This window comes from Dyadobacter beijingensis DSM 21582, assembly GCF_000382205.1.
Classification (GTDB): Bacteria; Bacteroidota; Bacteroidia; order Cytophagales; family Spirosomataceae; genus Dyadobacter; species Dyadobacter beijingensis.
In genome coordinates, this window is record NZ_KB907790.1 from 343,962 (window position 1) to 359,405 (window position 15,444).

A 15,444-nucleotide genomic window follows, 5' to 3' on the forward strand; every position below is an offset into this window, starting at 1 on the left:
TATGATGTCATCCTCTGTGACAAACTGGAAATACATCTTTTTTGTAGGAATAGGCGGGATCGGAATGAGCGCGCTCGCCCGGTGGTTCAAGGCCAATGGTTTTGAAGTGGCGGGCTATGATAAGACCATGACGCCGCTGGTGGCTAAGCTCATAGAGGAAGGCATTCCGGTGACCCTGGAAGATGAAATATCCACGATCCCGGTGGAATTTAAAGCGGATTCACAGCAGACGCTCGTCGTTTACACCCCCGCCGTGCCCGTGCAGCACAAGCAAATGCATTATTTCCGGGATGAAAATTTCATGATCCTGAAACGCTCCCAGGTACTGGGGATACTGACCCAAAACCTGCGGACGATCGGCGTTGCGGGTACACACGGGAAAACCACCACGTCGTCGCTCGTCGCGCACATCCTGCGGCACGCGCATGTGAACAGCACGGCGTTTCTGGGCGGTATTACGCAGAACTACGGCACCAACCTGCTCCTGAACGAACCTACCGACAAGCTGGAAGAGGTATTCTGCGTGGTGGAAGCCGACGAGTTCGACCGCTCGTTCCTGACATTATTCCCTGAGATTGCTATTGTAACATCTACGGACGCCGATCACCTCGACATTTACGGCAAACACGAGGCCGTGCTCGAATCTTTCCGCGATTACGTGAGTCAGATCGATGAAAATGGCGCATTGTTTATGCGCGAGGGGCTGGAAATAGCGGATAGCAGCAAAGCGAAGGTATTTACCTACTCGCTGAACAGTGGGCCTTACCATTCGGAAAACATACATATTGAAAATGCCCGCTTCGTTTTCGACCTGGTATATCCCGGTGGCGTAATCGAGCGGATTGCAATGAAAATTCCGGGCTACCACAATATCGAAAATTCCGTTGCGGCGAGCGCGGTGGCACTGTATATCGGCGTGGAGCCGGCGAAGATCAAGGACGCGCTGGAAAGCTACGGAGGCGTAAAACGCCGCTTCGAATACCAGGTGGAAGAGGAAGGAAATGTGTACATAGACGATTATGCGCACCATCCTACGGAAATCGAGGCGTTCCTGACGTCGGTGAAGGGTTTGTACCCCGGCCGCCATGTGACGGCGATCTTTCAGCCGCACCTCTTTACGCGTACCCGCGATTTTGCGGATGGTTTTGCAGAAAGTTTGTCATTGGCCGACCGCCTGTTGCTGCTCGACATTTACCCTGCACGCGAGCTGCCGATCGAGGGTGTGGATTCGAAAATGATCCTGGACAAAGTGACCACCGCCGACAAACAACTGGTTGCAAAAGAAGAAGTTTTACAACTTTTAAAAGAATTAAATACGGATATTGTGGTTACAATCGGCGCCGGCGACATCGATACTTTGGTAGGCCCGATCCGCGAAATGCTGCAAAATCCAGTTGCGAATAATTAGTCAAAGCATTTTTAATATTACTAAGATGTTACGTAAATTTGACTATTCATGGCTTTTGTTGAAACGTAGTTTGTGGCTTATTTTGCCAATCGCCGGCATCGGTATGGCAGAAAGCAAGCTTGGTCAGCAGCGTTGTACAAATCTCGTAATATCAATCCAGGGCGATTCGGGTACACGATTCCTGAACCAAATGGATGTACGAATGCTGCTGACGGAGAACGGCGGCGATCCGTTGATCGGGGCCAGGCTCAGCGATGTAGCCCTGCACGATCTCGAAAACCGTGTCAGACGTAACAAACTGATCAAGAAATGTCAGGTTTTTCGTGACCTCAAGGGCAACATAGTAGTCGAAGTAGAGCAGGAGAAACCGCTCGCGCGCTGGATCAACACGTCGGAAAATGGGGAAATGCGGAACACATCGGGATACTATATCAACCACGAGGGCGTTTTTTTTCCTCTATCAGAAAGTTATTCAGCAAGAACGTTACTGGTTTCAGGGGCGTATTTCTACAACCCTCAAAAGCTGAGGTCCGAAAAGGGCGCTCAGGTTTTGGAGTTATTGCGTTTTCTGAACACCGACCCGTTCTGGAAAGCGCAGGTGACGCAGCTGAATGTAGATAAGGACGGTGAGATTGACCTGACGACATTGCTCGGCGATCAGCGGATCGAGCTGGGTATGGCGGAAGGTTTCGAATCCAAGTTCAAAAAGCTCCGCATCTTTTATGATAAGGTGCTCAGCAAGGATTGGAGCCGGTATAAAAGGGTAAGTGTAAAGTTTCAAGATCAAATAGTTTGTGAATAATAATTCACCATCAGCATGGCACACGATAAGATTGTAGTTGGGGTAGATATTGGAAGTACTAAAATAACGGTGGTCGCTGCACAGGGATCGGCGAACCGTCGGAACAATATCGAAATTCTGGGCTTCAGCGAAGTCCCGGTGCCGGCGGGAGCGGTAGTGAATGGCTCTGTTGAGAACATCAAGCAGGTCGGCAGCGCCATTAAGGAAGCATTGGCAGAAGCCGGTTCAAGGTCCGATCTCGATATCGGGATCGTGAACGTGAGTTTCAGCGGCACGCATGTAAAGGTAAGCTCGCAAAGCGACGGTGTGATCCGTCCTTCCGCATCGTCGGGTGAGGAGGTAACGCAGCGCGACGTGGATCAGCTGGTCGACGACATGTACCGCGCGAAAATCGAGCCGAATTTCGACGTGCTGCATGTGTTGCCGATGGATTTCATCGTCGACAATTCCATAGGCGTACGAGAGCCGGTAGGCCGGACGGGTATCAAGCTCGGGGGGAATTTCCTCGTGGTTTCCGCGAACAGCCAGTCCATTTTGCGTACTAAAAAGAGCCTTGCAGACGCTGACCAGGCATTGAGATGCGATAAACTCGTACTGGCGCCCCTGGCGACGAGCCTTGCGGTATTGACGGACAATGAAATAAAGGCGGGCATTGCGATGGTCGATATCGGCGATCACACTACCGATGTGATCATTTATCACGACCGCATTGTGCGCCATATTGCTTCGTTCCCGATCGGTGGCCGCCACATTACCGCCGACCTGGAAGTAGGCTGCGGTATCCAGTTCGAGAATGCGGAACAATTGAAGAAAGAATACGGCGTGGCGGTTTCGGCCGACGTGCCTTTGAATATCGAAATCCTGATCAATTACCTCGCAGGCCGCCAGCCGAAGCAGGTGTTGAAAAAGAATGTAGCGCTGATCATCGAAGAGCGTTTGAAGGAAATCGCGGCGATGGTATATGCGGAGATCATCAAGTCGGGCTTTGCCGACCGGCTGATCGGCGGGCTGGTGCTGACAGGCGGCTCGGCCAACATTCCGGAAATCGAAGTTTTGTTCGAAAAAATCACCGATATGTCGGTGCGGGTAGGCTATCCCGAAAATCTGGAACGCACGGCCAAGGCCGACGCGGTGAGTAACTCGTCGTTCAGCACGGCCATCGGTCTTGCATGGGCGGGACTGAAATCGGTTGACCCGCGCGTGAAATCGGTATGCAAGCCGGCGAGTGCATTCAATACGGGTAATGTGGTGCAGAAGGAGCCTGTGAAGGAAGTAAAAGAGCAGCCGAAACGGAACGGTACGTTTTGGGACAATATTACAGGCATTATCGGAAAGAAAGACGATAGTCTGGGAGACTATTAAGCAATATCACGCATACTCAACCCCGGAAAGAATATGAACAAAAGCTTATTGCACGCATTAGATCAGGACTATATCGTGAACGAAATCATCAAAGACCAGCCAAACGGAGAGGGCAGCGGCGACCCGGCTATCATCAAGGTGATTGGTGTCGGCGGGGGCGGTAGCAATGCGGTAAACTACATGTTTAAGAAAAAAATTAAAGATGTAGAATTCGCGGTTTGTAATACGGACAGGCAGGCTTTGGCCAACAGCCCGGTTCCGGCGAAAATCCAGCTGGGTGCAACGCTTACGCAGGGGCTGGGGGCCGGTACCGATGCGACGAAAGGAAAGGAAGCGGCGCTGGAAACCATTGAAGAGATCAAGGGCCTGCTCGGCGGATCTACGCAGATGGTGTTCATTACCGCCGGTATGGGTGGCGGGACCGGTACGGGCGCTGCACCGGTGATCGCACAGCTGGCCAAGGAAATGGGCAAGCTGACCGTCGCAGTCGTAACTGCACCTTACACCTGGGAAGGACTTGACAAGAAAGAACAGGCGCTCGAAGGGATCGAGCAGCTGAAAGAATACAGCGACACCGTACTGGTGGTGTTGAACGACAAGCTGGAAGAGCTTTACGAGGATATGACATTGACCCAGGCATTTGCCGAGGCCGACGATATCCTTTTGAATGCAGTAAAGAGTATTTCCGAAATCATTACCACAAACGGAAATATCAACACCGACTTCAAGGATGTGGAGAAAGTGTTGAAAAGTGCCGGCCAGTCGGTAATGGGAACTTCCGAGTCGACCGGGCCGGAACGTGCCCAGCGGGCTATCAAGGAAGCGCTGGATTCACCATTGCTCAACGACCGCGATATCCGTGGTGCAAAACGCATTCTCGTAACCCTGGCGACCAGCAAGAAGAAGGAAGCTACCATGAAGGAGCAGCGGGAGATCTGGCAATATGTGCTCTCGCAGGTGGGCGGCGAAGCCCGGATGTTCAAGCTGGGTACGATCACCGACGATTCGCTGGACGACAAGCTCCGCGTAACGATCGTAGCGGCAGGTTTCGACAGTATCGAATCGCCGATTCCCGGCATTCAGCTCAAAGGAATTAAAAACAAGCCGGACGAGAAGCCGGTAGTAGTGGAAGAGCCGAAGGAGGAACTTCCCGAGCCGGAACCCGTATTGGTCGAGGAAGGATTAATATTGACAGGTGAGGTGGCAGAAAACACGCCGACAGGGTCTATCGACCTCGTATTGGAAGATGAAACCGTCACGCATGGTTTCGAGCCGATCAATATTTCACTCACCGAAATCGAGCCGCAGGACGATTGGACCGATGAGGATGCATTGAAAATGGAAATGATGGTGAAATCTTTCAAAGACGGGCTCGTGAAATATTCCGATCTCGAAGGGCCTGCATTCAGAAGAAGCAGGGTGGAGCTTTGGAAACGGCCTGCCATTCCCGCACACGAAATGGAGCAGCATTGGCTGAAATAGGATTGAAAAGGGAGCTTCGGGCTCCCTTTTTCATGTTTCAGAAATGGATGATCTGCCCTGCCTGTATTTCCAGCAGTTCCTTATACAATGCGTTGGAAATCACATTGTCGGCATAATGCGAGCGTATCTGCGCCAGCTTCACGCGTAATGCGAGGGTGTTCATGCCCAGGTAGCTGAATACGTCGTTCAGATGGCTCAATGCAATGGCGGCGCCCTGCATATTGGACGACAGCCCTACCAATGCGGCCTTTTTATTGGAAAAACTGTTCGGGTAAGGCAGGCCGTCGATGAATGCCTTCAATACGCCGGGATAGGAGCCATTGTACTCGGGCACGATGAACACGAATTTGTCGGTCTGTTCGAGCAGCGATTTGAGGTTGTTGAATGCTTCATTCTTGCCGGTATTCGCATATAATGCCGATACGGTGAAATCGTCCGGCAGGTTTACGAGGTCGAGGATAATGCTTGTAGCGCCGAGCTGTTGAAGAATGCCCTGATAGTAATCTGCAATTTTCCGGGACATCGAGTTAGGCCGGTTGGTGCCGACTATTATGACGATGGGCGATGTGGATGAACTCATTGGAAAACCCTGAATGAATGGCTCATTGCGCTGGGCCGGTTAATGTTAGTTGTCCTAAGTAACAAATTATGGTCAAAATTGTTCGGAACGGACCGTTATCGCCGGCAAAACTAACCGCCAAACCGACACGTTACCAGGGCAGTTTTCACGATGCATGACATTTATTGTTATATTTGAGCCCATTATTCAGTATGAAACTTCAATAATTGTCTGATTTTCAGATTATTATATATAAATCAACCCACATAAAAATATGTCCTGGTTTATTCGGAAAGAAAAAGGTATCAATACACCGACGGAAATGAAGCGCGAAGCGCCGGACGGTTTGTGGTATCAATGTCCTAATTGCAAAAAAATTACACCTACCAGGGAACATAAGCAGAACGCTTTCACCTGCCCGCATTGCAACTACCACGAGAAAGTCGGGTCGGATGTTTATTTCAACCTGCTTTTCGACGACAATGAATTCATCGAGCTCGACGCCAACCTCATTTCCGGCGATCCGCTGGGATTCGTGGATACAAAGGCTTATCCCGATCGCATTAAGTCGACGATGAAGAAAACCGGGCTGAAAGATGCCGTCCGCACCGGCCACGGTAAAATGAACGGACTGGACCTCGTGATCGCCTGTATGGATTTCAGCTTCATCGGCGGATCGATGGGCTCGGTGGTAGGAGAGAAAATCGCCCGCGCGATTTCTTACTCGCTCGAAAAGAAGATCCCGTTCCTGATGATTTCAAAATCGGGAGGTGCACGGATGATGGAGGCAGGATTTTCGCTGATGCAGATGGCTAAGACCTCGGCGCGCCTCGCGCAATTGTCAGAGGCCAAAGTGCCTTATATTTCGCTATTAACCGACCCTACGACGGGCGGTGTAACAGCATCTTATGCCATGCTTGGCGACTTTAATATTTCAGAGCCCGAAGCTTTGATCGGGTTTGCCGGTCCGCGGGTAATTCGTGAGACGATCGGGAAAGATCTGCCGAAGGGATTCCAGAGCGCGGAATTCGTGTTGGAACACGGCTTCCTCGACTTCATCGTCGACCGCAAGGATTTGAAAGATAAATTGACAAGCTTGCTGAGTATGCTCAAATAGGCGATACTATTTAGGAAAGCGGCCCGTCAGGTTATCTGGCGGGCCGCTTTGCATTTATAATATCAAATGCATTCGGGATGCTGAGCGATTGGTCAAGGGCAGGCATCTTTGCGACGGGTATCGGTAATATCGTTGATCTTCCAGCCGGTGCTTGTTTTGATCAGGTTAAATACATTCACGCCGCAGTGCGAGAAGGTGTCGCCGAGGTGGAACTTGTAAGGAGCCCATACGACGGCCACCGGCCCGTCGATCCAGACTTTGACGTCGTAAATGCGTTCGTCCCATTTGTCCTTATGCGGCGTACCTACCGCTTTAACGAAGCCATCTACGCTGCCTTTATGCGTAACCGTGGAATCGGATGCGTTTTTGGAGATGGAGGTTAATGCGGCGGTTTTGGTAAATACGCTTCTCACTGCGGTGGAATCGCCGTTACGCATGCCGTCGAAGAGCTTATCTACCGTCGCGCGGGCGGCCGCGGCGTCGGCCTGTGCGAGCGCGCGATTGGCGGCTGATGTGGTAATCGTAGCGAGCAATGCAAGTGTCAGGAAATGGCTAATACGTTTCATTGGTATAGTTTTAACAAAAACTTAATTTTGAGCCCCTTTGTAAAATTTTGGGAATCGATATGTCGGAAAAAATAGTTAAAAAAGTAGATATAAAGAATAAGCGGGCTTCATTCGAATACTTCTTCCTCGAAGAGTTCACAACCGGTATGGTGCTCACAGGCACCGAGATCAAGTCGATCAGACAGGGAAAGGTCAATTTTCAGGACGCTTACTGCCTGTTTATGGATGGAGAGCTGTTTATACGCAGCCTGCACATTTCGCCTTATACCGAAGGCACGCATTATAACCACGAGCCGATGCGCGACCGCAAGTTGCTCATTACCAAACGCGAGCGGAGGAAGTTGATCGAAGGATTGAAGGATGTCGGCCTGACCATTATACCTGTCCGGTTGTTTACCAGCGACCGTGGGTTAGCCAAGCTGCACATTGCGTTGGCAAAGGGGAAGAAGCTATACGACAAACGGGAGACGATTAAGGAGCGCGACGTGAAGCGCGAGAACGACCGGGCGGGTTACTGAGCCATCGGCGGGTTTGGCATTCAAAATGTGCTAATCCGGTGATCCTCGGGACTTTCTGTGAGATTCTTTCAACAATATTTGAAAAAGCCGGAGCGTTTTTTCTGGTGAAATATTCTTATATTGTGGGAATTAACTACCACAGGGCTCATGGGTAAAGTACTGGTTCTGAATCAAGATTATAGCGCACTAAGTGTTTGCACAGTTCCGAAAGCGTTTCTGCTGGTTTACATGAAAAAAGCGGAGATGCTGGCGGAGTCTCAGCTGGAACATCTGCGGACCGTGAACGACAGGTACCCCATGCCGGTCGTGATACGTCTCCATCGCTACATACACATACCATACAGAGGCGTAGTCATGACCAGGCAAAACCTCTTCAAGCGGGACGGCAACAGGTGCCAGTATTGCGGAACCCACGATAATCTGACCCTGGACCATGTAATGCCGAAAAGCAGGGGAGGGAAAACCACCTGGGACAATTTGGCCACCGCATGTAAAAGATGCAACTCCCGCAAAGGAGACCATACGCCGGAAGAGGTTGACATGCCGTTGAAGCAGCGACCGTTCCGGCCTTCTTTTTTAATGTTCATCCGGGATTTTTCCGGTATGGCCGATGATGAGTGGCTGCCTTACCTCGGATCAAAGGAACGATCGTGCTGATCGCATCTTCTTCGCATATTGTCATGCATTGTCAGGAGAGGTCATTTGTTGTTTTAGTCAATTATACCTACTGAAAACCTGACCATTTCCTGACCACTTCCTGACTATTTCCTGACTTTTTCGCCCCCCAACGGCGCCTATCTCCCTCATTGCCAAATTAAATTCGCCAACCCTTCGGATTTTCGCAGGGATTGCGTAATTTTGCGTCCTAATTTTCCAAAAATACTTGTTGAACTAATTTTCAGCCGTTTAGCCCGGCGGCTGATGTATCGAAGGGCCATAATTCCTATTTATGTCTAAGGAAAAACAAAATCAACCGCTTCCCGAATTCGATTGGGATAAAGCATCAGACAAAGGTTTCGGAACTGCTTATTCATCTGCCGACCGTGCCCGTCTGGAAGAAATGTATGAAACTACCCTTTCTCCTGTATCGGAAAAAGAAGTAGTTAAAGGTATTGTAGTAGGTATTACAGACCGCGAGGTGATCCTGAACATCGGTTTCAAATCTGATGGTATCGTTTCATCCAATGAATTCCGCGACCTGCCAGGTTTGAAAATCGGCGACGAAGTGGAAGTTTACGTAGAGAACCAGGAAGACGCACAAGGTCAGCTGGTGCTTTCACGCAAAAAAGCGAAAGTTATCACTGCATGGGATAACATCCAGAAATCATTCGACGAGGATGTGGTGATCGATGCAAATGTGAAGAGAAGAACCAAAGGTGGTTTGATCGTTGATATTTTCGGTATTGAGGCATTCTTGCCAGGTTCACAAATCGATGTGAAGCCAATCCGCGACTTCGACGTTTTCGTTGGAAAGCGTATGGAAGTAAAAGTTGTGAAAATCAACTACGCGAACGACAACGTAGTAGTATCTCACAAAATCCTGATTGAAAAAGATCTCGAAGCACAACGTCAGCAAATCCTGAACAACCTTGAAAAAGGTCAGGTACTGGAAGGCGTGATCAAAAACATGACCAACTTCGGTGTGTTCATCGATTTGGGTGGTGTGGACGGCCTGTTGCACATTACTGATATCTCATGGGGCCGTATCAACCACCCGTCTGACCTCCTTTCACTGGATCAGAAACTGAACGTGGTTGTTCTCGACTTCGACGAAGAGAAAAAGCGTATTTCTCTGGGTCTGAAACAACTTCAGTCACACCCTTGGGATTCGCTGGACGAGTCAATCCAGGTTGGATCGAAAGTTACCGGCCGCATTGTTAATGTTGCTGATTACGGTGCTTTCCTTGAAATCAAACCAGGCGTTGAAGGTTTGATCCACGTTTCTGAAATGTCATGGTCTCAGCACCTGCGCAATCCACAGGAGTTCATGAACGTGAACGACGAGATCAGCGCGGTTGTATTGACCCTCGACCGTCAGGAGCGCAAAATGTCTCTCGGTATCAAACAATTGACCGAAGATCCTTGGACTCAAGGCTCATTGAAAGAGAAATATGCGATCGGTACCCGTCATAAAGGTGTTGTTCGTAACCTGACCAACTTCGGTCTCTTCATCGAACTCGAAGAAGGTATCGACGGTCTGGTACACGTTTCTGACCTTTCATGGACTAAGAAAATCAAGCATCCTTCCGACTTCGTAAAAGTAAACGACGAGCTGGAAGTAGTTGTGTTGGAACTCGACGCAGACAACCGTCGTCTTGCTCTGGGCCACAAGCAGCTTGAAGAGAACCCATGGGATACTTTCGAGAGCATTTTCGAAGTAGGTTCAGTACACAAATCTACGATCGTTGCGAAAGGTGATAAATTCGCTACACTCGAACTTCCTTACGGAATCGAAGGTGTTGCTTCTATCAAAAACCTGGCGAAAGAAGACGGAACATTTGCAGAAGTAGGTGAGAGCCTCGACTTCACTGTTCTTGAATTCCTGAAAGACGATAAGAAAATCGTTCTGACCCACTCTAAAGTGAAAGGCGTTCCTGCCGAAGAGAAGAAAGAAGCTAAGGCAGCGAAAGCTCCTGCGGCTGAATCAGTGAACAAAGAGGTTGAGAAATCAACTTTCGGCGACCTGAGCGTTCTGTCGGCATTGAAAGAGCAGCTTGAAGAGAGCGAGAAGAAAGGAAAAAAGTAAAATAAAATGTGGTGCGGAAGAATTTTTTAATACTTTTGCACCCGGATTAGCTGCCAGCCCTGTGCGGGCAGCTAATCTTTTCAAAACGGTTCCGTGGCCGAGTGGCTAGGCAGAGGTCTGCAAAACCTCGTACAGCGGTTCGAATCCGCTCGGAACCTCCCCTTAAATTGTGGCCTTTTTCCCCGGATTTGGGGCACAATAAAATGCCTGAAAAATACCATTTGGACACCGCTTTTTTCACGAGCTCCAAATGGTATTTTTTTTGGTATTTTGCTGAAAATCAGCTCCTAAAAATTTTGTAACCTTCGTTAAATTAACTCGATAAATTAGACAAATTATAAATAAGATGGTGGGGTAAAATATCCCTTAAATACTTTTGTGGATAAAAAATCGTGAGCTAGTTTTGTCTGTTGAAGAATAATGAATAGTTGATTATGAATATACCATTCCGAATGGACGCTAAGTTTTGTTCCTTCTTTAATTACTCAAAAACCTTTGTAGCTATCCTCTTAGCTATCTTATTAAGCGTACCTGCATTAGTATCTGCGCAGGATAGCACTGCTGCAGCCGGAGCTGCTGCTGCACCTGCCGGCGGAGGCGACGCTGCCAAAGGTGAGTCGATCTTCAAAAACAATTGCGCCCAGTGTCACGCACCCACCGAGGAGCGAGTAGTTGGCCCTGGTTTGAAAGGTGCAAGCTCCCGTCACGATTTTGCCTGGCTTACCAAATGGGTACGTAACTCTTCGGCAATGATTGCTTCCGGAGATCCTTACGCGGTAAAAATTTACAACGAATATTCGAAAGCTCAGATGACGAGCTTCCCGAACCTTTCGGACGACGATATCAAAGCGATTTTCGCTTATGTGGACCAGGCTTCTGCTGCTCCTGCCGCTGCTGCGGGTGGTGCCGCTCCTGCCGGAGGTGCTGCTGCGGGTGACGCGAAAGGCGGTGCTCCTTCCGACCTGTTCGTGATCGTTCTCGTTGCGCTGGTGGTTGTAATGGTGCTGGTACTTGGCGTTCTGCTCGTAATCGTATCGCTGCTTTCGAAAGCGGTGAAAGGCGGAGGCGCTGAAACTGAGGCTCCTGGGGGGGAAGGTTTCGGTGGGCTTCTGAAAAGAATCGCAGTAGACCCGGCTATCCGTTCCGCAACGCTCTGGATCTTCGTATTGCTCGTTTTGAAATCTACTTTGGACGGAGCGTTTAGTGTAGGCGTTCAGCAGGGATATGCTCCCAAGCAGCCTATTTCATTCTCTCACAAACTGCACGCAGGCGAATATAAAATCGACTGTAACTACTGCCACACCGGCGTTAACCGCGGTAAGTCGGCGCACATCCCTTCTGCGAACATCTGTATGAACTGCCACGGTGTGATCAAGAAGGAATCTCCTGAAATTCAAAAGATTTATACTTCCATCGAGAACAACCAGCCTATCGAATGGGTGCGCGTTCACAACCTGCCTGACCTGGCCTACTTCAACCACGCACAGCACGTAAACGTGGGTGGTCTGGAATGCCAGAACTGCCACGGCGAGGTGGAAAAAATGGAAGTAATACAGCAACGTTCGTCACTGACGATGGGATGGTGTATTGATTGTCACCGTAAAACGGAGGTAAATACCAAAGACAATCAGTACTACGACAAGCTGGTACAGTTGCACGCTTCCGAAAGCAAAGAGGCTTTGAAAGTAGCGGATATTGGTGGTCTGGAATGTTCTAAGTGCCACTACTAATCAAGAAAATAATACCGGATACAACTCATTGTATTGAATAGTTTTATGGAAAATTCTAATAAAAGATACTGGCGGGGACTTGAAGAGCTGAGGAATGACGAGAAGTTTGTTAAAGATGCGAGTTCAGAGTTCCCAAGTGCACCGACCGAAAGTCAGTATGAAAGTCTGGTAGATGGCGTAGGAACCCATCGTCGCGATTTCCTTAAAGTATTAGGCTTTGGAATGGCGGCGGTATCATTGGCTGCCTGCGAAACACCGGTCAAAAAGGCCATCCCGTACGTTAACAAGCCGGAAGGCGAATTCCCGACTATATCTAACTGGTATGCATCCACTTACGCAGAAGGTGGTGACTACGCAAGTATCCTGGTCAAAACCCGCGAGGGCCGGCCAATCAAAATAGAAAGCAACTCCCTTTCAAAAGTTTCTTACGGCGTAAGCTCACGGGCACACGCTTCGCTGCTCGGCCTGTACGACAACGAGAAATTGAAAGGTCCTAAAAAAGGAGAAGATACCAAAGTAAGCTGGGAAGCGGTTGATAAGGAAATCGCGGACCAACTCGGACAAATCGCTGCGAAAGGCGGCGCGATCCGGATCCTTACTTCCACTGTAATGAGCCCGTCCACCAAGGCGGTAATCGCAGACTTCACTGCAAAGTATCCAACCACTACCCACGTGGTTTACGATGCCAACTCTTCTTACGCAATTGTGAAAGGTAATGAGTTGTCATTCGGCAAGGCCGTTATCCCTTCTTACGATTTCAGCAAAGCGAAAGTAATCGTAGGCATTGACGGCGACTTCCTCGGAACATGGCTTGCACCTGACACATTCTCGAAGCAATTCGCCGACACACGTCGCGTAAGCAGCGGGCATGATGGCAACAAGCAAATGTCCCGTTTATACCAATTCGAATCGACGCTATCACTGACCGGCGCCAATGCGGATTACCGCACGGCTGTAAAACCTTCACAGGTTGGTCTTGTGGCAGCTGCCCTATATAATAAGGTAGCTGCGAAACTGGGCGGTGCTCCCGCTGCAACAGCTGCATTGAATGTAGATCACCTGGACAAAGCGGCGGCGGATCTCGTTGCGGCCAAAGGACAGGCATTGGTTGTTTCAGGCGTCAACGATCCTTCGGTACAAGTAGTAGTAAATGCGCTGAACAGCCTGCTGGGCAGCTACGGTTCTACTATCAATTTGGACAAACCTGCAAACTACCGCCAGGGTAACGACATCGCTACCAACCAATTGATCGACGAGATCAAAGGAGGCAAAGTTTCTGCGTTGATTTTGTGGGGGGCTAACCCGGTTTATGATCACCCACGTGGTGCTGAACTGGCATCTGCATTGCCACAGGTTTCATTGAGCGTGTCCTTCAACGACCGCGCTGATGAAACGTCTTCACTTTTGAAATACATCCTTCCTGCACCGCACTACCTCGAATCATGGGGTGATGCAGAGCCTATTGCAGGATCATACAGCCTTGTTCAGCCGGCGATCAGCTTGATTTTCAGTACGCGCCAGGCACAATCTACGCTTTTGAAATGGGCAGGAGCTTCGGCTGACTACCATGAATATGTAAAAGCATACTGGAGAAAGAACATTTATCCGCAAGCGGGTGGTGGCGACTTCGAGAAATTCTGGATTAAGTCCCTGCACGACGGTGTGTTCGACGTAGCGTCAGCTGCGACGGGTGCCGGTGCAACATTCTCCGGAAACCTCGCTGCGGCGGCTGCCGGTATTGCAAAAAGATACAAAGCGTCGTCATCAGGCCTGGAACTGGCGATTTTCGAAAACGTAGGTATGGGCACCGGTTTCGCTGCAAACAACCCATGGTTGCAGGAAAATCCAGATCCTATTACCAAAGCTACCTGGGATAACCACGCAAATCTTTCACAAAAGACAGCCACCGAGCTTGGCGTAGCGCAAGGTGACGTGGTAAAACTGGATATCAAAGGCAAATCGGTAGAATTGCCGGTGATCATTCAGCCAGGTCTGGCGCAAGGCACTGTTGCGGTGGCGGTAGGTTACGGCCGTGAGAAGGCTGGTAAATCGGCCAATGGCGTAGGTAAAAACGTATTCCCGTTTGCTACTTTCACCGAAGGCTTCCTGAACTTCACACCAGGAGAAGTAACCCTGTCGAAAACAGGTGATACCCGTGAAATCGCTCAGACCCAGACGCACAATACAGTAATGAACCGTAAGTCGGTTCTTCAGGAAACTGTACTTTCTCACTTCCAGAAGGATCCGATGGCCGGACGTTTCGTTCCGAAAATCCAGACTTCCGAAGGCGAGGTGGATGCAACAGACCTGTCGCTCTGGAACGGCCATAAATATAAGAACCACTCATGGGGTATGGTGATCGACCTGAACACCTGCTTCGGTTGCGGATCTTGCGTGATCAGCTGCCAGAACGAGAACAACATCCCGGTGGTAGGTCGTCAGGAAATCATCAATGCACGTGAAATGCACTGGCTGCGTATCGACCGCTATTACAGCAGCGACGCGGAGGTAGAAGATCTTCGCGGATTGGAAATCGCTTCCGAAAATCCGGAAGTTACCTTCCAGCCAATGCTTTGCCAGCATTGTAACAATGCTCCTTGCGAAACGGTATGTCCGGTATTGGCGACTACCCACAGCTCCGAGGGCTTGAACCAAATGGCATATAACCGTTGCGTGGGTACGAGATATTGTGCAAACAACTGCCCTTATAAAGTACGTCGCTTCAACTGGTTCAAATATTTTGATAACGACAACTTCGATTATAACTTCAATAATGACCTCGGTAAAATGGTCATTAACCCTGACGTAACCGTACGTTCAAGAGGGGTAATCGAGAAGTGCTCGATGTGTGTTCACAGAATCCAGGAAGCGAAGCTGACTGCGAAGAAAGAAAGAAGACGCATTGTTGACGGTGAAGTAAATGTGGCCTGTGCCTCTTCATGCCCAACCGACGCGATTACTTTCGGTGACATGAACGATCCGGAAAGTCGCATTTCGAAATTGCTTGAAGTGGAAAGAGAAGGACGCGCATTCCATATGCTGGAAGAAATCAACGTTCGTCCGCAAATTTCTTACCTCACAAAGGTCCGTAACAAGGATGCTGCTGCAAAAGCGGAAAAAGCTGAGAAAGAGCACGCTTAATTTTTGAAAGTTT

At 49.5% G+C, this 15,444-nt stretch carries 12 protein-coding genes and 1 tRNA gene; 11 read left to right on the forward strand and 2 right to left on the reverse strand.

Annotated elements, in window-relative coordinates; all coding sequences use genetic code 11:
- Position 1 precedes the first annotated feature (1 nt).
- The 4 genes from murC to ftsZ all read left to right on the forward strand — a co-directional run bounded on the left by murC (position 2) and on the right by ftsZ (position 5,054).
- Entirely contained in the window at positions 2–1,408 is a 1,407-nt protein-coding gene (murC, locus tag H144_RS0125115; RefSeq protein WP_033403251.1) for a UDP-N-acetylmuramate--L-alanine ligase, read from the forward strand.
- A gap of 103 nt (positions 1,409–1,511) precedes the next feature.
- Positions 1,512–2,210 carry a cell division protein FtsQ/DivIB gene (locus tag H144_RS0125120; protein WP_229207991.1) on the forward strand — a complete coding sequence of 233 codons (699 nt, stop codon included), beginning with the start codon at positions 1,512–1,514 and terminating at the stop codon, positions 2,208–2,210.
- A 15-nt stretch (positions 2,211–2,225) separates the two neighbouring features.
- Positions 2,226–3,572, forward strand: coding sequence for a cell division protein FtsA (ftsA, locus tag H144_RS0125125; protein ID WP_019944875.1), 1,347 nt, complete (start codon positions 2,226–2,228; stop codon positions 3,570–3,572).
- A 33-nt stretch (positions 3,573–3,605) separates the two neighbouring features.
- The gene (gene ftsZ / locus H144_RS0125130) at positions 3,606–5,054 is read left to right on the forward strand and encodes a cell division protein FtsZ (protein WP_019944876.1); all 1,449 of its coding nucleotides are present in this window, start codon (positions 3,606–3,608) and stop codon (positions 5,052–5,054) included.
- Between the two features lie 37 nt (positions 5,055–5,091).
- On the opposite strand, the gene H144_RS0125135 is transcribed toward ftsZ, so the two are convergent.
- The gene (locus H144_RS0125135; protein WP_084600014.1) at positions 5,092–5,634 is read right to left on the reverse strand and encodes an NADPH-dependent FMN reductase; all 543 of its coding nucleotides are present in this window, start codon (positions 5,632–5,634) and stop codon (positions 5,092–5,094) included.
- A gap of 253 nt (positions 5,635–5,887) precedes the next feature.
- On the opposite strand from H144_RS0125135, the gene accD reads away from it, so the two are divergent.
- Positions 5,888–6,730, forward strand: a complete 843-nt coding sequence (gene accD / locus H144_RS0125140; protein ID WP_019944878.1) for an acetyl-CoA carboxylase, carboxyltransferase subunit beta — start codon at positions 5,888–5,890, stop codon at positions 6,728–6,730.
- Between the two features lie 92 nt (positions 6,731–6,822).
- On the opposite strand, the gene H144_RS0125145 is transcribed toward accD, so the two are convergent.
- Entirely contained in the window at positions 6,823–7,296 is a 474-nt protein-coding gene (locus tag H144_RS0125145; RefSeq protein WP_019944879.1) for a nuclear transport factor 2 family protein, read from the reverse strand.
- 59 nt (positions 7,297–7,355) lie between these two features.
- Here H144_RS0125145 and smpB point away from each other — a divergent pair, with 59 nt between their 5' ends.
- From smpB to H144_RS0125180, 6 genes are all read left to right on the forward strand, one after another.
- Entirely contained in the window at positions 7,356–7,814 is a 459-nt protein-coding gene (smpB, locus tag H144_RS0125150; protein ID WP_019944880.1) for an SsrA-binding protein SmpB, read from the forward strand.
- Between the two features lie 147 nt (positions 7,815–7,961).
- Entirely contained in the window at positions 7,962–8,471 is a 510-nt protein-coding gene (locus H144_RS0125155; RefSeq protein WP_019944881.1) for an HNH endonuclease, read from the forward strand.
- Between the two features lie 292 nt (positions 8,472–8,763).
- The gene (rpsA, locus tag H144_RS0125160; RefSeq protein WP_019944882.1) at positions 8,764–10,560 is read left to right on the forward strand and encodes a 30S ribosomal protein S1; all 1,797 of its coding nucleotides are present in this window, start codon (positions 8,764–8,766) and stop codon (positions 10,558–10,560) included.
- A gap of 87 nt (positions 10,561–10,647) precedes the next feature.
- Positions 10,648–10,718: transfer RNA gene (locus H144_RS0125165), tRNA-Cys, on the forward strand.
- A 294-nt stretch (positions 10,719–11,012) separates the two neighbouring features.
- Entirely contained in the window at positions 11,013–12,290 is a 1,278-nt protein-coding gene (locus H144_RS0125175) for a c-type cytochrome (protein ID WP_026350986.1), read from the forward strand.
- A gap of 45 nt (positions 12,291–12,335) precedes the next feature.
- A complete protein-coding gene (locus H144_RS0125180; protein WP_026350987.1) occupies positions 12,336–15,431 on the forward strand; it encodes a TAT-variant-translocated molybdopterin oxidoreductase in 3,096 nt (1,031 codons plus the stop codon).
- The last annotated feature ends 13 nt before the right edge of the window (positions 15,432–15,444 follow it).